The organism is Serratia sp. AS12, assembly GCF_000214195.1.
Taxonomy (GTDB): domain Bacteria; phylum Pseudomonadota; class Gammaproteobacteria; order Enterobacterales; family Enterobacteriaceae; genus Serratia; species Serratia plymuthica.
In genome coordinates this window covers 1691398-1707327 of record NC_015566.1, presented here as the reverse complement: position 1 = coordinate 1707327, position 15930 = coordinate 1691398, and the positions used below count along the sequence as shown (strand labels likewise).

Sequence of the window (15930 nt, the reverse complement as noted above, 5' to 3'; positions counted from 1 at the left end):
ATCGCCTAAACTTTATTGTTACCCACCAGACTGCATAAAACCCATCTCCGTGATTCCTTGTTACTAATGGGGGAATAAGCTGGAATTTTCTGACATGGGTTCCGCTCAGGCTAGAGCCTCACAGGTTCAATCAACACCGCCCTATGAGGTAATGGTTTAAGACTGACAATGAAAAGCCGGCACATAAAGCGCCGGCTGATGTAGAAAGTGCATCAAATGACTAATGCATTAACCGATTATTTCATGAATCGCTCTGCGTGATAAAAATCGCTTCACATAACGTTGCAGGCGATAAGGTACCAATTTGACGCTCCACGCCAGGGCAGGATGCTTACTCAGTTTCCACAGTATCGCCAGCAATTTTTCCTTGCGCCCTTGAGGTGCAGCCGCCGCGACAGGTACAACCTCAACATAAACCGAGGAGTAAACCGAGGCAATCAGGGCCTTATAATCAATACGCCCCAACTCACTTTCCCGCAGCCAGCTCTCTTGCAAATATTCGTGCTTATAGAAATCCTCGGTACGTCTGGCATGGGCAATATCAAGTAGTGCCTCCACATTGCCGACGCCAAAGAAAGCCTTAGGATCGTTACGTAAAGACCGCCACATTTCGCACATTTTCTTAACAGAGGTATCCCATGCAATCACGCGACTGTATTGACGTCCGGTCACCCGCTCACCAAAAGCACCGATATTAGGCACCACAACCGGTATCCCCTGTTCAAGAGCGACACTTAATGTATAGCTGTAGGTTTCAGGCCACTGAGCCGGATACCAGACCACATCAGGCTTGATTTCATCCAGCTTCTGTTGCAAATCGCGACTTGAATAAGCGCCATGACATTTGACAGCATCACACAGAGGGCGGAAAGCATACCCCAAAAGGTGGAATTCGATGTCTTCATGCTTCAAGTCATTGGCCACTTCATCCAGCATCAAAGCGCCTTTTTCACGGCTTATCGCGCCAAGGACCAATACCTTAAGCTTTTGCCCCGCCTGATAAGCAGAGTTAGCTTCAGGATAAGGTGCATCAACCTCAAAGTCAGGGTGCCAGGCAATAACGCTTTTGTGCGCACTGTTCGGGAAATCACGAATGAAACGGACTTGGGTATCTGCAGAGGGGAAAATGATCCGCTCCGCACTATCCAGCCACGGCGCCAATTTTGTACGCCATTGCTCGGCGGACAGGCCTTCGGGAATAGGATAATGCTCACTGCACACCCGATCGCGGACGGCAACTTCATCACCGGCAAATAACCCGTTCTTATCGGTCAGTGTCGGGTTGGCGTTAACAAAATAGTAATCATGGATGGTAATGTCGTAGGTGCATGACAGACTATTTTTCAGATCAAAGATTTTATCGGCCACACCGATCAGATGATGGAAATGAATATGCCCAACACCGATAAAACGTAACAGATTGATCAGGGTGTCATAGCCATGAGCAATATCGATGATGAACTTCTCACGGTATACCGCATCATCCGTATTTAACGAAAGGGCGACACTACGTCCTTCAACCTCAGGGGTCAACAGCAGGAAGTGGACCTTTTCTTTATAGAATGTAGCCAGTTCACGCAGATGTTGAGTCACTCCCCCACCCATTTTATGGGAAACCAGCAGAACCTTGCTGATATCCTTCTTGGCCAGGATCCGCAATAACAACTGCTGACGGGCTTTCTTCGCAGGATCCTGCGCTATAAAGTCCATGACATCTTTGGTGTAGTTAGGGTGAAGATTATTCAGCAGTTCCAGTGCGCGTGTCTTGCGCGGGTTCTGTTCTCCGGCGAAACTTACCCCACCTTTGTGATAAACAAAGACGTTAAGCTGATGGAAATTCGGCCAACCGGCTTTCGCTGCACGCTGGCACCAATCGTTTTCCTCGCCATAGCCCCGGCCAAATGTTTCAACGTCAAAATAGCCGACCTCATTCAAACAATCACGTCGAATGTACATGCAAAAACCGACGCCGGTTGGTACTTCCACCAGATTGTTTTCGCTGCCGTAAGTCGAAAATTGATCGTCCAATTGCTGCACGTTCATTCCCATAAAGAGTTCATTATCTTCACAGAAATTAGGGAAGCTGCAAATAGTTGCATTGTTCGAGAAAGGGGTAATGCTGCCTACTCTGCCGCGTGAATATGCAGCTTCGCGAATACGCTCAAGCCAGTCGTTGGCAACCTCAACATCGCTGTTAAGAAGCAGGACATCGCGTTTTGGATTGAGCTTCATGCCACGGTTCACCGTAGCCACAAAACCCAAGTTTTGTTCATTTTCAAGCAGCGTCATGCGAGCGGTGAGCGCTCGTTCGCGTAACCATTGAGTCAGTTCTGGCTCCGGCGACGCATCGTTGATCACCACCAGTTGCGCCCAATGAGGCAAAGTCGCTAAAGCAGATTCGATGCATTCCTGAGTTTCTTCCAAACCCGCGTAAACAGGAACAACGACGTCCACAATGATCTCAGACTGCGTACCCATGGATGTTTCCAGCATGCCGATTTTTTCTTGCAACTCATTAAGTTTGACATTTTTTGACGTCAGTTCTGAATTCAAGACCTGAATTGTGCTCATTAAAGTACGAATTTTCCTTTCAACACTGCCATCTTCAATAATAGAAGATGCCTTTGCTTCCATATCAGCATCGCGCATACCATCACCACAGGTAATATAATAATTGACATGTTTCACTATTATCTCTTCCTCTGATGGAGAAGAGAGCCGGAAACGAATATAATCAACATCAAACAAAAACTCAAATGGAACCAGATACGAGAACAAATAAAATGCTAGCCGGTTTATCCTTTCTGTCTGATTAATAACATTACAGAATGCATAGGAACAGTCGCCCAAGACGGTGACAGGGACATCCAACAGCATCGCCTCTAGGCCAACACTGGAGTTTATCGTCAAAATATGCTGACAACGGGTAATAAAAGCAATGCTACTTACTGAGTGATCGATAGCATCCTTACCTTCCTGCAAAGAAAAACGACTGCCCGGATGGCTGCGAATCAGTTTTTTTCCGGCAAACGTGGAGTCAGCATAGTCAAGCAATGACTGATTGTTGAAAGAGTTGCTGAAAGCAATGATATTCGAATCGTTTTCAACCTGCAGGGCTATACCTACATCGAATTTCTCTTCAGCTTGCTCTGCCGACGCTGCTACAGCCTCGCTTCCATCTTTATCTTCAAAGGCTGGCTCATCGGTCAGTTGATGTGCTTCATGCACAATCGCGACGCCGTTTGTAAAGAAATCACGCAGATCACCAATCTGTGTATTTTCATTAAAGTTATAACAACTCTCATGATAACGCCTGGCCGCCTCGGTATTGCCATTTACTCCGCTAAAATCAAAGTAAGCAGTCGACAAATACTCTGGCGAACGCAGAGGCCCCAATTCAAGATTGACGACTCTGATATTTCTCTTTTTAGCCGCCGAATTTAATGAAGGGCAATTACACCAAGTTAGTATACACTCAATGTCATCCACATTATTCAATGCAGATAGAATCTCAGATTCCAACTCTGGAATCACTTCGGTAATGAATTTTTTAAAAAGCTCATCAGGATTATTGAAACATTGTTCAATATAGTCACCAAAAAATGACTCATCAATTAGGCTGATTTTATGATTATCTTCCAGTTCATTAAGATCTGGCAATCGGAAACCTAACCGTTTTTGCGAGTCCTCTTCAAGCTCCCAACGATGTTCTTTTTCCCATAATTCAAGAGGCGATAAATAATCACCACCCATAATGAAGCGCACAGGTTCTTTAATAGACGTCAAAACGCGATAAAAGAACCATAAATAGGGCGCTTTAACGCCTCTGAATGGGTAGGCAGGCAAGAAAACACTAATCATTATTATACCTCATCGGCAACAATTTGAATGGGTGCATGAATCACCCCACCCAGTTCTCGTGAGGACCAAAACTTGAGTTTTCCAATAGGGCGCCGCTGGTCCAGTTCTTCTCGTTCACCATTGTTAAAGCAGGCCAAACCACAGTGAATAAGATAATCACCTGCATTAATCGGCAGTTTGACTTTATATTTCAACGTTTGTGAACCAGGTTGTAACGTCAGGGGATGTCCTGCTCCGATATTATTGTCCCCCCATATATCGCCCCCTTGAGCGCGAGAGATGGAGATCCCCAAAACCACGTCAGTAATCACCTCGGAAGCCGCCAGAGTGAAGTTGAAATACAGCTCTTCACCGGACTTGACCAAAGGTTTCTCAGCCAACGGCGTTCCATCAGCTTTAATGACCGAAAATGCTTCAATTATAGCGCGCGCACTACCAAACCGCTTCTCATCCACACCGGTATTGACCGACGCTTGCTGCATGGCCCGTAACTCTTCCACGCCATAAGTGGTTGAGGAACTGACTGAAGAAGAGGGTGCGGTATCTTGGCTCTTTTCAGAAAGCAGCATGCCCTTTTCATAGGCCAGTACCGCTGCCAGGACATCCGTTGTGTCGCCGACCAATTGACCATCGCTCATCACCAGACAACGATCGGCATATTCCAAAATACTGCCGGTTGAATGGGTCACCATAATGATGGTCGTACCCTGTTGTTTCAGCGCTTCCATTCTTTTGAAACATTTATACTGGAAGCCGATATCCCCTACCGCCAGCGCTTCGTCAACGATCAGGATTTCCGGGTCAATACAGGCCTGCACCGCAAACGCCAGACGGACATACATACCGCTGGAATAGGTTTTTACCGGTTGATCGATAAACTCACCGATATCTGCAAAATCGGTGATGCTCTGAAACTTGCGATCGATTTCAGCTTTGCTTAAACCCAGCACGCTACCGTTTAGGTACACATTGTCCCGGCCGGTAAATTCAGGATTAAAACCCGCCCCCAACTCCAGTAAAGCCGCGATTCGCCCATTGACCTGAATGTCGCCGGAGGTCGGTGTCAGTGTCCCGCATATCATCTGGAGCAGTGTGGATTTACCCGCACCATTTCTGCCGATAATGCCTACCGTCTCACCCCTATTAATAGTGAATGAGACATCTCTGAGCGCCCAAAACTCGCGGAAGTAACTACGGCTTTCTCGGCGTGCAACGCGTTGTAATTTAGGTGCAAAAAACTGCTTCAGACGATCTCGTGGGCGAGAGTATATCTGGTAGCATTTGCTTAAGCCGTTAACCTGAATAGCAATCTCATTAGAGGACATCAGCAAACCCCTTTCTTGTTCTCTGGAAAAATGCATAGCCCAGCCACGCAACGACCATAGCTGCCAAGGTATACAATGCCAACCCGCCCCAGTTAGGCATACGGCCCCAGATTAAAATATTACGCGCTTGCTCAATAATAAATGTCAATGGATTCAACATGATCCAGATTCGGTACTTTTCAGGTAAAGCAGTGATCGGGAAAAACACCGGAGACAGAAACATCATCACGGTAGTAATAATCACCGTGGTTTGACCAACATCGCGGATAAATACGCCCAACGAGGCCAAAATCCAGGCCAAACCAAGACAGAATATGACCAAAGGCAAGAAAACCAACGGAGTGAACACCAGGGTCCAATGCAAATAGCCGTTAAAGAGGAAAAACGCGCCAAGCAAAACCAGCAGGCTTATCAGCGTGTGAAACAATGCGGCGCACAGACCAATGACCGGTAAGGTTTCCAAAGGAAACACCACTTTCTTCACATAGTTGGTATTACCCAAAATGATTTGCGGTGCGCGATTGATCACCTCTGCAAAAAATCCGTGGACAATCATGCCCACAAAGAGAATAACGGCGAATTGCGTGCGGCTTTCATCTCCGCCCGCTGACCAACGAGCCTTGAAAACCACTGAAAAAACAAATGTATATACGATAAGCATGAACAGTGGGTTTAAAAATGACCACGCAAGCCCCATCGCTGAGCCTTTGTAACGCCCAACAACTTCGCGTTTGGTCATCTGCAAGATTAGCTGCTTATAGCTCCATATATTACGCAACAAGGATAATGGCGACACTGGCTGATTTTTATGCGGATTGCTCATTCTCCTTCTCCTTGAGTTGCTCTGGCGATGTGCTTCATCGTCTCGTTTCCAGTAAAAATATACATAATCAATACCTTAATACCGTTAAATATGCCGGCGGCTAAACATCTATTTACTATGAATGTTACAGACTACGGGTGTCTTCTTTCATAGGAATACTCTTTAAGCACTGTTGGTTATAATGGCAGCGTTGACGATCGAAAAACCATCCCCACTTGTTAAAATAGGCTATTGCCGAACGCACATGATGGCCCAACAAAATCAGGCTCTCATAGGACCCTTTGCCAAAGACATGCGTGATTGTCGAGCCTGAAAAATAGATGATCTCAGTATGTGACAAGGCTCTGCGGCAGAGATCCACATCCTCCAGGTACATAAAGTAACGCTCGTCGAAACCGCCAAGTTTTTTCAAAAGCGATGACGTGATCAACATGAAACAGCCCGATACGGTTGGCACAGCAAAAGTTTCATCATAATTTGCCCCCTGCAATTCATAGGAAACATCCAGTTTTACCCCCATGCGGGGTATAAAACGGCGCAGCAGCAAATTCACTGGTGTCGGCAGCAATCGGCAGCTGTGCTGGAAGCGACCATCGCTATAGCATATGCGTGGGGAAACGAATTGATGCCCACCCTCGCAGGCAAAATGATGCAAACGCGCTAACGCGCCAGCTTTAAAACTGATATCCGGATTGCAGATCAGAAAATAATCACAGCGGTCGAGATAGCGTTTCATGCTCAGGTTGTGCCCATGCCCAAAACCGCCGTTTACCGCAGAATGGATGTAGCTTATGCGATCATTTCCCAGGTTGGCGGCCCAATCGGCCCCACCGTTATTGATCAGGACAATTTGACCAACGCACTGTTCGTTAAGGAGCGAAGTCAGCGTCTCCTCCACTTGCTCATAGCGGTGGTTAAAAAGCACGATAGATGCAACTATCTGAAATTTTTCTTGTTCTACAGCCATGCTGTATCTACTTCCTCAACCCATAATCTATTGCAGTAACAAAAAGTCATGCTATCTGGGTGGTCATAAGGCTCAATGCCGATCGAGATGAGGGGCAAATGATTCACCTATAAACAAAAACGTCAAAGGGGATAACATTATCCCCTTTAATCTCATCCAATTGAAAGATCATTACTGCGATAAAATCTTACGGAGCACAGTTTTAAGCTGTTGTTTCCAAGGGCTTGGTCTAAGGTTCAAAGCGCAGATTTTGTCAGTGCTGAGAATCGAGTAAGCAGGGCGTGATGCAGGAGTCGGATATTCATGGCTCGCAATAGGATTAACTTTCACCTGGTGCGGATACAGGGTGCAAGCTTGCGCCTCTTCGAAGATAATTTGCGCAAAATCGAACCAGGAAACCGCACTATCGCCACAGTAGTGATAGATACCGCAAGGCACTTGCGGTTTCGACAGCATGGCAACGACAGCGGCCGCAATATCGCCGGCATAAGTTGGGCAACCATACTGATCGCTCACTACCCCGAGCTCTCCTCGCTGTGCTCCCACTCTCAACATAGTCTTTACAAAGTTGTTACCGTATTCACTGAATACCCAAGCAGTTCTTATCACTATGGTCTTGGGATTAGCATTCAGGGCAGCATGCTCGCCATCAAGCTTGGTCTGACCATAAACGCTTTTTGGTGAACAGGGTGTATTTTCACAATAGGGTTCTGACGCAGTACCATCAAAAACATAATCGGTTGATACGTGTACAAAAGGGATGTTCAGCATTGCCGCTGCGGCAGCTAAAAAGCCAGGCCCATCGGCATTAATCGCTCTGGCACGTTCCGGTTCTGACTCAGCCTTATCTACCGCAGTATACGCGGCGGCATTGACAACAGCATCAGGCTTAAACTCAGCAACTGCCTTGGATACGGCACTTGGATCGGTGATATCCAATTGCTGACTGTCGGTCGCCATCAGCACCCAACCTTCCGGCAGGCGATCGATAAAACAACGCCCGAGTTGCCCCGCAGCGCCGGTCAAAAGTACACGCATTAAAAAAGCTCTCTGAGTAGTTTTCCCTGCAAATCTTTCGGGGACAGCAGTGGCTCGCTGATTGGCCATTCGATACCTACTTCTGGATCGTTCCAAAGCAGGCAAGCCTCATTACTCGGATCATAGTAATCGGTACACTTATATTCAAAATCAGCAGATTCCGAAACAACAACAAACCCATGGGCAAGACCCGGCGGCACCCAAAGCTGATTTTTGTTTTCTTCCGACAGGTAAACGCCTACCCATTTCTTGAACGTCGGCGAGTCGGGACGAATATCAACAACAACATCGTAGACTTCACCGCGTACTACACGAACCAGCTTACCCTGAGGTTTTGCCGTTTGGAAATGCAACCCACGCAAAACGCCGTGTGAGGAACGGGAGTGGTTGTCCTGTACAAAATCGACATCTATCCCCAACACTTCCTGGTAACGATCTTTCTGAAAAGTTTCCATGAAAAAACCGCGGTGATCACCGAAAACCTTGGGTTCTATTAGCTTTACACCTGCAACCTGCGTCTCTATTACTCTCATTAGGAACCTGCTCACAAAAAACTTTTACCCAGAGACCCCGAATTATGCTTATGAACACGCGCTATCACTGAGTCTACACTTCATTTTAAGGTGTTTTTGAACGAACCTTAAACAAAACTCACGGACGTATGACACAAATAATATATGGTCTGCGAAGGGGTGCGAGACTAGCACAATTAGCCAAAACATCCGATATCATAAAGTAAAAAAAATGCGCAATGATTTCACCCACTCGCAAAAAAAACCTTCAACTAATTGTTTTTTAATTTGTTTTATGCAAACCTCGGTTCTGCAACGTACACAAACGGTGTGTCTGCTTACATTTTATGAAATAACATTTACCCATTACCTAGCAAAGACAGCAGGTCCATACAAGAGAGTACAGACCTGCTTCCCCTCTTAGCACTGGTAACCCTGGGGGTTTTTCTTTTGCCAATTCCACGTATCGCGCATCATATCATCAATCCCGCGGCGTACTTCCCAACCCAACTCCTGACGCGCCAGGTTGGCATCAGCCCAGAACGCTGGCAGGTCTCCGTCGCGACGAGGCAAAATTTGGTATGGGATTTTTACTCCTGATGCTTTCTCAAAAGCCTTCACCATGGCCAATACCGAGTGCCCTATCCCAGCGCCCAGATTATACGCTTTGAAACCATCAACTTTTTTCAGATGATCCATCGCCATCAGGTGCCCTTCGGCCAAATCCATCACATGGATGTAATCGCGCTCCCCGGTGCCATCTTTCGTCGGGTAATCACCGCCAAATACTCCTAACTTTTCTAGTTTGCCGATGGCAACCTGAGAAATGTAAGGTAACAAATTGTTGGGGATGCCATTTGGATCTTCACCGATCATCCCCGACTCGTGGGCACCAACCGGATTGAAATAGCGTAAGGCAATAATAGAGAACTGCGGTTCCGCCTTGGCGAAATCTTGCAAAACTTGCTCCACCATCAGCTTTGATGTGCCGTAAGGGCTCGTCGTGCCGCCGATCGGGGTAGTTTCAACATAAGGGACCGGGGAGTTAGCCCCATAGACCGTAGCGGAAGAACTGAAAATGAATTGATGTACCCCCGCCCGACGCATTTCCTCGAGCAATACCAGCGTGCCGGAAACATTATTTTGATAATATTCGAGCGGTTTGCGGGTCGACTCCCCCACCGCTTTTAGCCCGGCAAAATGAATCACCGATGAAATATCATGCTCATCAAAAATGTGACGCAGGCATTCTCCGTTTTGGATATCCCCTTGGTAGAAAGTCGCCGCTTTTCCCGCCAACTGTTCAACACGGTGCAGCGACTCCTTTGATGAATTCGACAGGTTGTCCAGCACAACAACATCTTCGCCGCGTGCCAATAAAACCAATACGGTGTGAGATCCAATATAGCCTGCACCGCCGGTGACTAAAATTGCCATAACAACTCCTTACACGCGCCAATGGCGCTCAAGATACAAATCCCATGACGTTCATTCAAACAAACAGGGCTGCAAATAGCAGCCCTGTTCTGATGCAACATCGTGGTCATGACATCAGCGAGACAGCATCGCCAAAATTTCGTTTGTCTTTTCTTGCATCAACGCTACATCCGCACGTGACTCAACGTTGAGACGAACCACCGGTTCGGTATTGGATGAACGCAAGTTAAAGCGCCAATCGGCAAATTCCATGCTGATCCCATCGGTGTAATCTACCTCACCGGCCAGGGCCAGATAATGTTGCTTCACGCTTTCAATTGAAGCTGCCGGCTGCGACAGTTTGATATTGATTTCTCCTGAGGATGGGTAAGCTGCAATCCGGTCCTGCACCAGTTGCCCCAGCGTTTGGCCCTTGACACAGACCAGTTCAGCCACCAGCAGCCACGGAATCATGCCGCTATCGCAATAAGCAAAATCGCGGAAATAGTGGTGGGCGCTCATTTCACCACCATAAATGGCATCTTCTGAGCGCATACGCTCTTTAATGAAAGCATGACCCGTTTTTGACATCACCGGCACGCCGCCAGCGTTATTCACAACATCGATAGTGTTCCAGCTAAGGCGCGGATCATGAATGATTTTTGCCCCTGGTTGTTTTTGCAGGAAAGCTTCCGCCAGCAGGCCAACAATATAGTAACCCTCGATGAAATCGCCTTTTTCATCAAACAGGAAGCAACGATCGAAGTCGCCATCAAACGCGATCCCCATATCTGCACTGTGTTCACGCACGGCATTGGCAGTATCTGCGCGACACTCGGGCAATAACGGGTTAGGAATACCATTCGGGAATGTACCGTCCGGATGATGATGGACCTTAATAAACTCCAGTGGGACGTTCAGGGCCTTAAGAGATGCCTCAATCGCATCGATTGCATGCCCGGCCGCACCGTTGCCTGAGTTGATAACCAGTTTCAACGGCTTAAAGTTTTCGGTATTCACATAAGACAGCACATGCTGAACATAATCGGCCAACACGTCCTGACGCACATAGCTACCGCGCGTAGCGGCTGGTGCAGGGAACTGATTGGTTTCCGCCAGTTCCTGGATTGCCCGTAATCCGGTATCCCCGCTGATCGGGCGTGAACCTTCGCGAACCAACTTCATTCCGTTATAGTCGATGGGATTATGACTGGCCGTCACTTCCACGCCACCGTCAGCTTTCAGATGCGAGGTGGCAAAATAAACCTCTTCAGTCCCGGTCATGCCTATGTCGATAACGTCGGTGCCGGCATCCTGTAAACCTTTTGCCAGAGACAGCTTCAAACTTTCGCTGGTCAGACGCACATCACTGCCCAAAACGATGGTCTTTGGCTTCAAAAACTCGCCATAAGCACGCCCTATCCGGTAGGCAATATCATCGTTCAGTTCTTCACCTAATTTACCGCGCACGTCATAAGCTTTAAAACACGTTAACTTTTCCATCGCCAAATCCTTTAATTAAACTCTGCCATACCGATCGTGTAAACGCTCAATGTCATCTTCTTCAAGGTAAAATCCTGATCGAACCTCAATAATTTCAAGATCGATTTTCCCAGGATTCTCCAGAGTGTGAACGCTGCCGGCCGGGATGAATGTGGATTGATTTTCCGATAAAAAGAATTCTTTATCTTCAACATTCACTTTTGCCGTACCACTGACAACCACCCAGTGTTCTGCGCGATGAAGATGACGCTGTACTGACAGCCCTTCTCCAGGACGGACAATGATTTTTTTGACCTGGAAATGCTCGCCGCTGTCGATATCGCAGATCTTGCCCCATGGGCGATAAGACGAGGAATGTTGGCGGAAGTGATGAAGATTACGTTTCTTCAGTTCATCAACCACTTTTTTGACATCCTGAACGCGATCTTTAGTCGAGATCAACAACGCATCATTGGTGTTGATTACGATCAAATCATCCAAACCGATGGTCGCCACAAGAGCAGAATCCGAGGAAATATAGTTATTGTTGGAATCGATGGAGATAATCTGGCCAACGTTTACATTCCCTAAGCCATCTTTTTCGGAAACTTCCCATAAAGATGACCAAGATCCCACATCGCTCCAACCAGCATCGATAGGAATGACCACCGCATCACGCGTTTTTTCCATAACTGCATAGTCAATGGAGTCGCTTGGGCAGTGCTTGAATATTTCCTGATCGACGCGGATAAAATTCATATCACGCTGGCTGTCAGCCACGGACTGTTGCGTAGTATTAAATATTTCCGGGCTAAACTGTTTCAGTTCTTGCAAGAATTTGGCTGTTTTAAACATAAACATGCCGCTGTTCCAGCTATAGTCGCCACATTCCAGATACTCGACAGCTTTCTCCAGACAAGGTTTTTCAACAAACGAGTCAACCTTGAAGCATTCGTTAGAAAGAGCCTTACCGCGCTTGATATAACCGTAACCGGTTTCCGGATGCCCAGGAATAATGCCAAATGTCACCAAATTATCTTCGATGGCATGTTGAATTGCAGTTTTTATCGCCGAGTGGAAATTATCAATTTTTTTAATCAGATGGTCGGCGGCCAACACCAGCAGCATGCTGTCTTCGTCTTCTTCTGCCGCCAAATGTGCAGCCAACGCCACTGCAGGTGCCGTGTTACGCCCAACGGGCTCTAAAATAATATTGGTCGCAAGTTGATCGATTTCACGCAGTTGTTCAGCGACTAAAAAACGATGCCCCTCATTGCAAATAACCAATGGGGCGGCGACTTCCACACCATCGAGCCCGGATAAACGTTGCAAAGTCTGCTGCAACAGGCTAAATCCACTGTCATCAATGGATAAAAACTGCTTAGGAAACGATTCGCGTGACAGCGGCCACAGCCGGCTACCAGTACCGCCAGCCATAACCACAGGAATTAGTTTTGCCATTATTAACCCTTTACTCAGTTGTCTTTCTCATAAACGAGAGCGCCATTTATCGCCAGCCGAACCCTTCACTATAAAACCCTTCATCTACATAACAGTTACGTTTGTTATGCAAAAATCAACGCTTCCCCAGAGCCAGCTGGAGCTCAAAAGAGGTATGCGAGTACATTCATCGAAAAATGGGCCATCCTGGGTGACGATAGAAGCACTATTGACAGCTAACATAACGTATTCATGCAAAAAAGAGCAGCTTAGCGCTGCTCTTTCAGATTAATACTCATGGTCACTACACAGCGGAAATTCTCTAGCGATTATAGGAAAAATACTGCGCCACACGCTTTACATCATGCTCATCCAGGGTACCTGAATCACTTAGCAGGGTGATCCAAGCCTTGATATAGGTATATTTCGCCGACGCCAGGTCCTTTTGCGCGCTGTATAACTGTTGCTCCGCGTTAAGCACATCTACGTTGACGCGTTGCCCCGCCAGCACGCTTTGCCGGGTAGCCGTGACCTGAGTGGTTGCCGACTTGACCGCCAACTCGTAGGCAGCTAGCTTGGCGCGGCTGCTGATGCACAGGTTGAACTGCTTGCGTAAATCATTCAGCGTGCTGCCCGTCTGGGCATCCATTTCAAACATCGCCTGTCCGTAGCGTGCGGCAGCCTGTCGGGTTGACGCCGAAACGCCGCCACCGGCATAAATGGGTACGCTGACCTGCACGCCAATGCTGTCGGTGCGATATTTTTGATTAACCGTGTTATCGCTGCTGGAGTCATTTTCCGAATGTGAGGCGTAAAGCTGCACCTGGGGCATAAAACCTGCACGATTTCTTTCCACTTCATACTTCGCCGCATCAACGCCGTGGCGCGACGCCGCCAACGTCGGGTTATTTTCCAGGGCGATCTTTTGCCATTCTTCAAACCTTGAAGGGATCAGCGGTGCCACCTGGAATTTTCCTGGGCGCAACGTTTGAAGCTCATCCAGTTGGTTGAGCGGGACACCAATAATCGTCTCCAGCTCGCGTTGAGCGGCATCCAACGCATCACGCGCTTCAATCTCCTGCGCCTCGGCCAGGCTATAACGGGCCTGGGTCTCCGAAACGTCGGTAATGGTACCTTCACCGGCCCCCATTAAACGATCGTTCAGCGCCAACTGCTCTTTATAAGCCGCCTTTTGCGCAGAGGCCAACGCGATCTGGTCTTTCGAATAAGCCACCTCCACGTAGGCGGAAATCACCCGCACCGCCAAATCCAGAAACTTGCTGCGATAACGCTCATCTGACATCAGTGTTTGCGCCACGCCGGCTTTATAACGCGCATAAGCTTCATAATCGAACAATGGTTGCGTCAGCGTAATCGAGCTGGAATAGCTGCGATACTGCCTGCGCTGGGTAACTTCGCTAACATTGCCAAGAATGTCACTCGCAGGATATTTTTGCGTCTGCCAGTTTCTCGGCGAGTTCTGGTAATTGCCCGATACCTTCGGCAGCAGCCCCGCCCTGCCGATATTTTCGTTTTCGTCTCCTGCCTCTTTCTCTTTTATAGCCGCCCGGAAGGTCGGATCTTTTTCAAGTGCCAGCGAATATGCGTCTAGAATCCCTATCGAATGAACCGGCGCAGATATCGCAAACAAGAGGGTACTGATAGCAAGGCCAGCAACCTGTCGTTTAAATTGAATCAAAATTATTCCTCGGTTAAAGAAGTATGAGCGCGATCCAAAATAGGTTTAAATAGATAACTCAACAGTGAGCGCGACCCCGTCTTCACGAACACCTCAACAGGCATACCTGGTTTGATGTCTTCCCCATTCAGCATCTTCATGCCTTCAGGTGTTACCGTGATCTGCATCTGGTAGTAGGGTTCGCCGTTGGCCTTATCCACCAGCCGATCGGCGGAAACCAACGTCACCGTTCCCGGAATTTTCGGGGTCTTGTTTTGGTTGAAGGCGGTAAACATCAAATCCACCGGCAACCCGTTGTATACTTTATCGACCAACTCTACCTTCAGGCGAGAATCCACCACCAGCGTAGCCTGGCTGGGTACAACGTCCATCAGGTGGTCACCCGCTCCCACGACGCCCCCCTGAGTAAAGATGCTTAATCCGACCACGGTGCCATCTACCGACGAAGTGATGGCCGTATTGCCGAGATCAAAATTTGCCATCTCAAGCTTATTTCTGAACTCACTGGCATCCATTTGGGTCTGCGCCAACTGGGTTCTGACCTCACGCTGATAATCGGCAAAGCGCTGATCGATCCGCTGCTGAGACTCCTGCAACTGTTTTTGCACCTGGCCAATCCGCCCAACGGTTTCATCGATACTGCTGTTCACTTCGGCAAACTGGCGCTGAACTTCCAGATAGCGGTTGCGCGGCAAATAGCCATCCGCAGCCAGTTGCTTCATGCTGTTCATCTGCTCGCGCAGACTGGAAAGCTGGATCTGTTTGTTAACCCGTGAGTCCTGCAGGCCTTTTAACTGGAAACGCATGCCATCCATTGATTGCTTATAGCCGTCAATTTCGCTTTGCAGCCCCAGGCGCCGGGAAGAAAACAACTGCGTTTGCAATGCAATAATTTCGGCAACGCGTGGCTGATCTTTGATTTGCTCAAAAACGGGGGAAAAAGTGACTTTGCTTAATCCATCTCGCTCGGCGAGTAACCGCCCTTCCGAAGCCAGCGTGGTGTAGTACTGGTCCCGCAACGAAGCGACCTGAGCCTGTGCCTGCACTTGGCTCAATTGCACCAGCACTTCGCCGGCTTTCACCTTGTCACCTTCTTTAACAGCGATATTGGTGATAATGCCACTGGCCGGCGCCTGCACCGTTTTACGGTTGCCGGAGACGGTAACGGACCCAGGTGCCGCAACCCCTTTGTCCAAAGGCGCAAATGCTGCCCAGGCGAAAAAGCCAAACAGGCCAAACCCAACCACTAACCATCCCATGCGGGTGAAACGCCGCTCGTCCTGAGGGATCTGCTCTGAATACGAGTCTTGCGGCTCGCCAATTTGCGTAGACATACCAACTCCTTTGACTGCAGGCGACGCATTGCA

General features: G+C 48.1%; 11 protein-coding genes. All 11 read right to left on the bottom strand.

Going from position 1 to position 15930, the window contains the following annotated elements:
• Window positions 1-228: 228 nt before the first annotated feature.
• Complete coding sequence (locus tag SERAS12_RS07960) at window positions 229-3861, bottom strand: glycosyltransferase (RefSeq protein ID WP_013812216.1); 3633 nt, start codon at window positions 3859-3861, stop codon at window positions 229-231.
• A 2-nt stretch (window positions 3862-3863) separates the two neighbouring features.
• Window positions 3864-5186, bottom strand: a complete 1323-nt coding sequence (locus SERAS12_RS07955; protein ID WP_013812215.1) for an ABC transporter ATP-binding protein — start codon at window positions 5184-5186, stop codon at window positions 3864-3866.
• Window positions 5176-6009 (bottom strand): ABC transporter permease, encoded by an 834-nt coding sequence (locus SERAS12_RS07950; RefSeq protein ID WP_013812214.1) that lies wholly within the window; start codon window positions 6007-6009, stop codon window positions 5176-5178. The genes SERAS12_RS07955 and SERAS12_RS07950 overlap by 11 nt, the downstream gene beginning before the upstream one ends.
• Window positions 6010-6133: 124 nt before the next feature.
• A complete protein-coding gene (locus SERAS12_RS07945; RefSeq protein ID WP_013812213.1) occupies window positions 6134-6976 on the bottom strand; it encodes a glycosyltransferase family 2 protein in 843 nt (280 codons plus the stop codon).
• 171 nt (window positions 6977-7147) lie between these two features.
• Complete coding sequence (gene rfbD / locus SERAS12_RS07940; RefSeq protein ID WP_013812212.1) at window positions 7148-8014, bottom strand: dTDP-4-dehydrorhamnose reductase; 867 nt, start codon at window positions 8012-8014, stop codon at window positions 7148-7150.
• Entirely contained in the window at window positions 8014-8547 is a 534-nt protein-coding gene (rfbC, locus tag SERAS12_RS07935) for a dTDP-4-dehydrorhamnose 3,5-epimerase (protein WP_004942423.1), read from the bottom strand. Before rfbC ends, rfbD begins: the two co-directional genes overlap by 1 nt.
• Before the next feature lie 399 nt (window positions 8548-8946).
• Window positions 8947-9963, bottom strand: a complete 1017-nt coding sequence (gene galE / locus SERAS12_RS07930) for a UDP-glucose 4-epimerase GalE (protein WP_013812211.1) — start codon at window positions 9961-9963, stop codon at window positions 8947-8949.
• A gap of 114 nt (window positions 9964-10077) precedes the next feature.
• Window positions 10078-11445, bottom strand: coding sequence for a phosphomannomutase CpsG (gene cpsG / locus SERAS12_RS07925; protein ID WP_013812210.1), 1368 nt, complete (start codon window positions 11443-11445; stop codon window positions 10078-10080).
• Between the two features lie 15 nt (window positions 11446-11460).
• Window positions 11461-12885 carry a mannose-1-phosphate guanylyltransferase/mannose-6-phosphate isomerase gene (locus SERAS12_RS07920; protein ID WP_013812209.1) on the bottom strand — a complete coding sequence of 475 codons (1425 nt, stop codon included), beginning with the start codon at window positions 12883-12885 and terminating at the stop codon, window positions 11461-11463.
• A 301-nt stretch (window positions 12886-13186) separates the two neighbouring features.
• Complete coding sequence (locus SERAS12_RS07915) at window positions 13187-14563, bottom strand: TolC family outer membrane protein (RefSeq protein WP_013812208.1); 1377 nt, start codon at window positions 14561-14563, stop codon at window positions 13187-13189.
• 2 nt (window positions 14564-14565) lie between these two features.
• Window positions 14566-15897 (bottom strand): HlyD family type I secretion periplasmic adaptor subunit, encoded by a 1332-nt coding sequence (locus SERAS12_RS07910; RefSeq protein WP_013812207.1) that lies wholly within the window; start codon window positions 15895-15897, stop codon window positions 14566-14568.
• Window positions 15898-15930 lie beyond the last annotated feature (33 nt).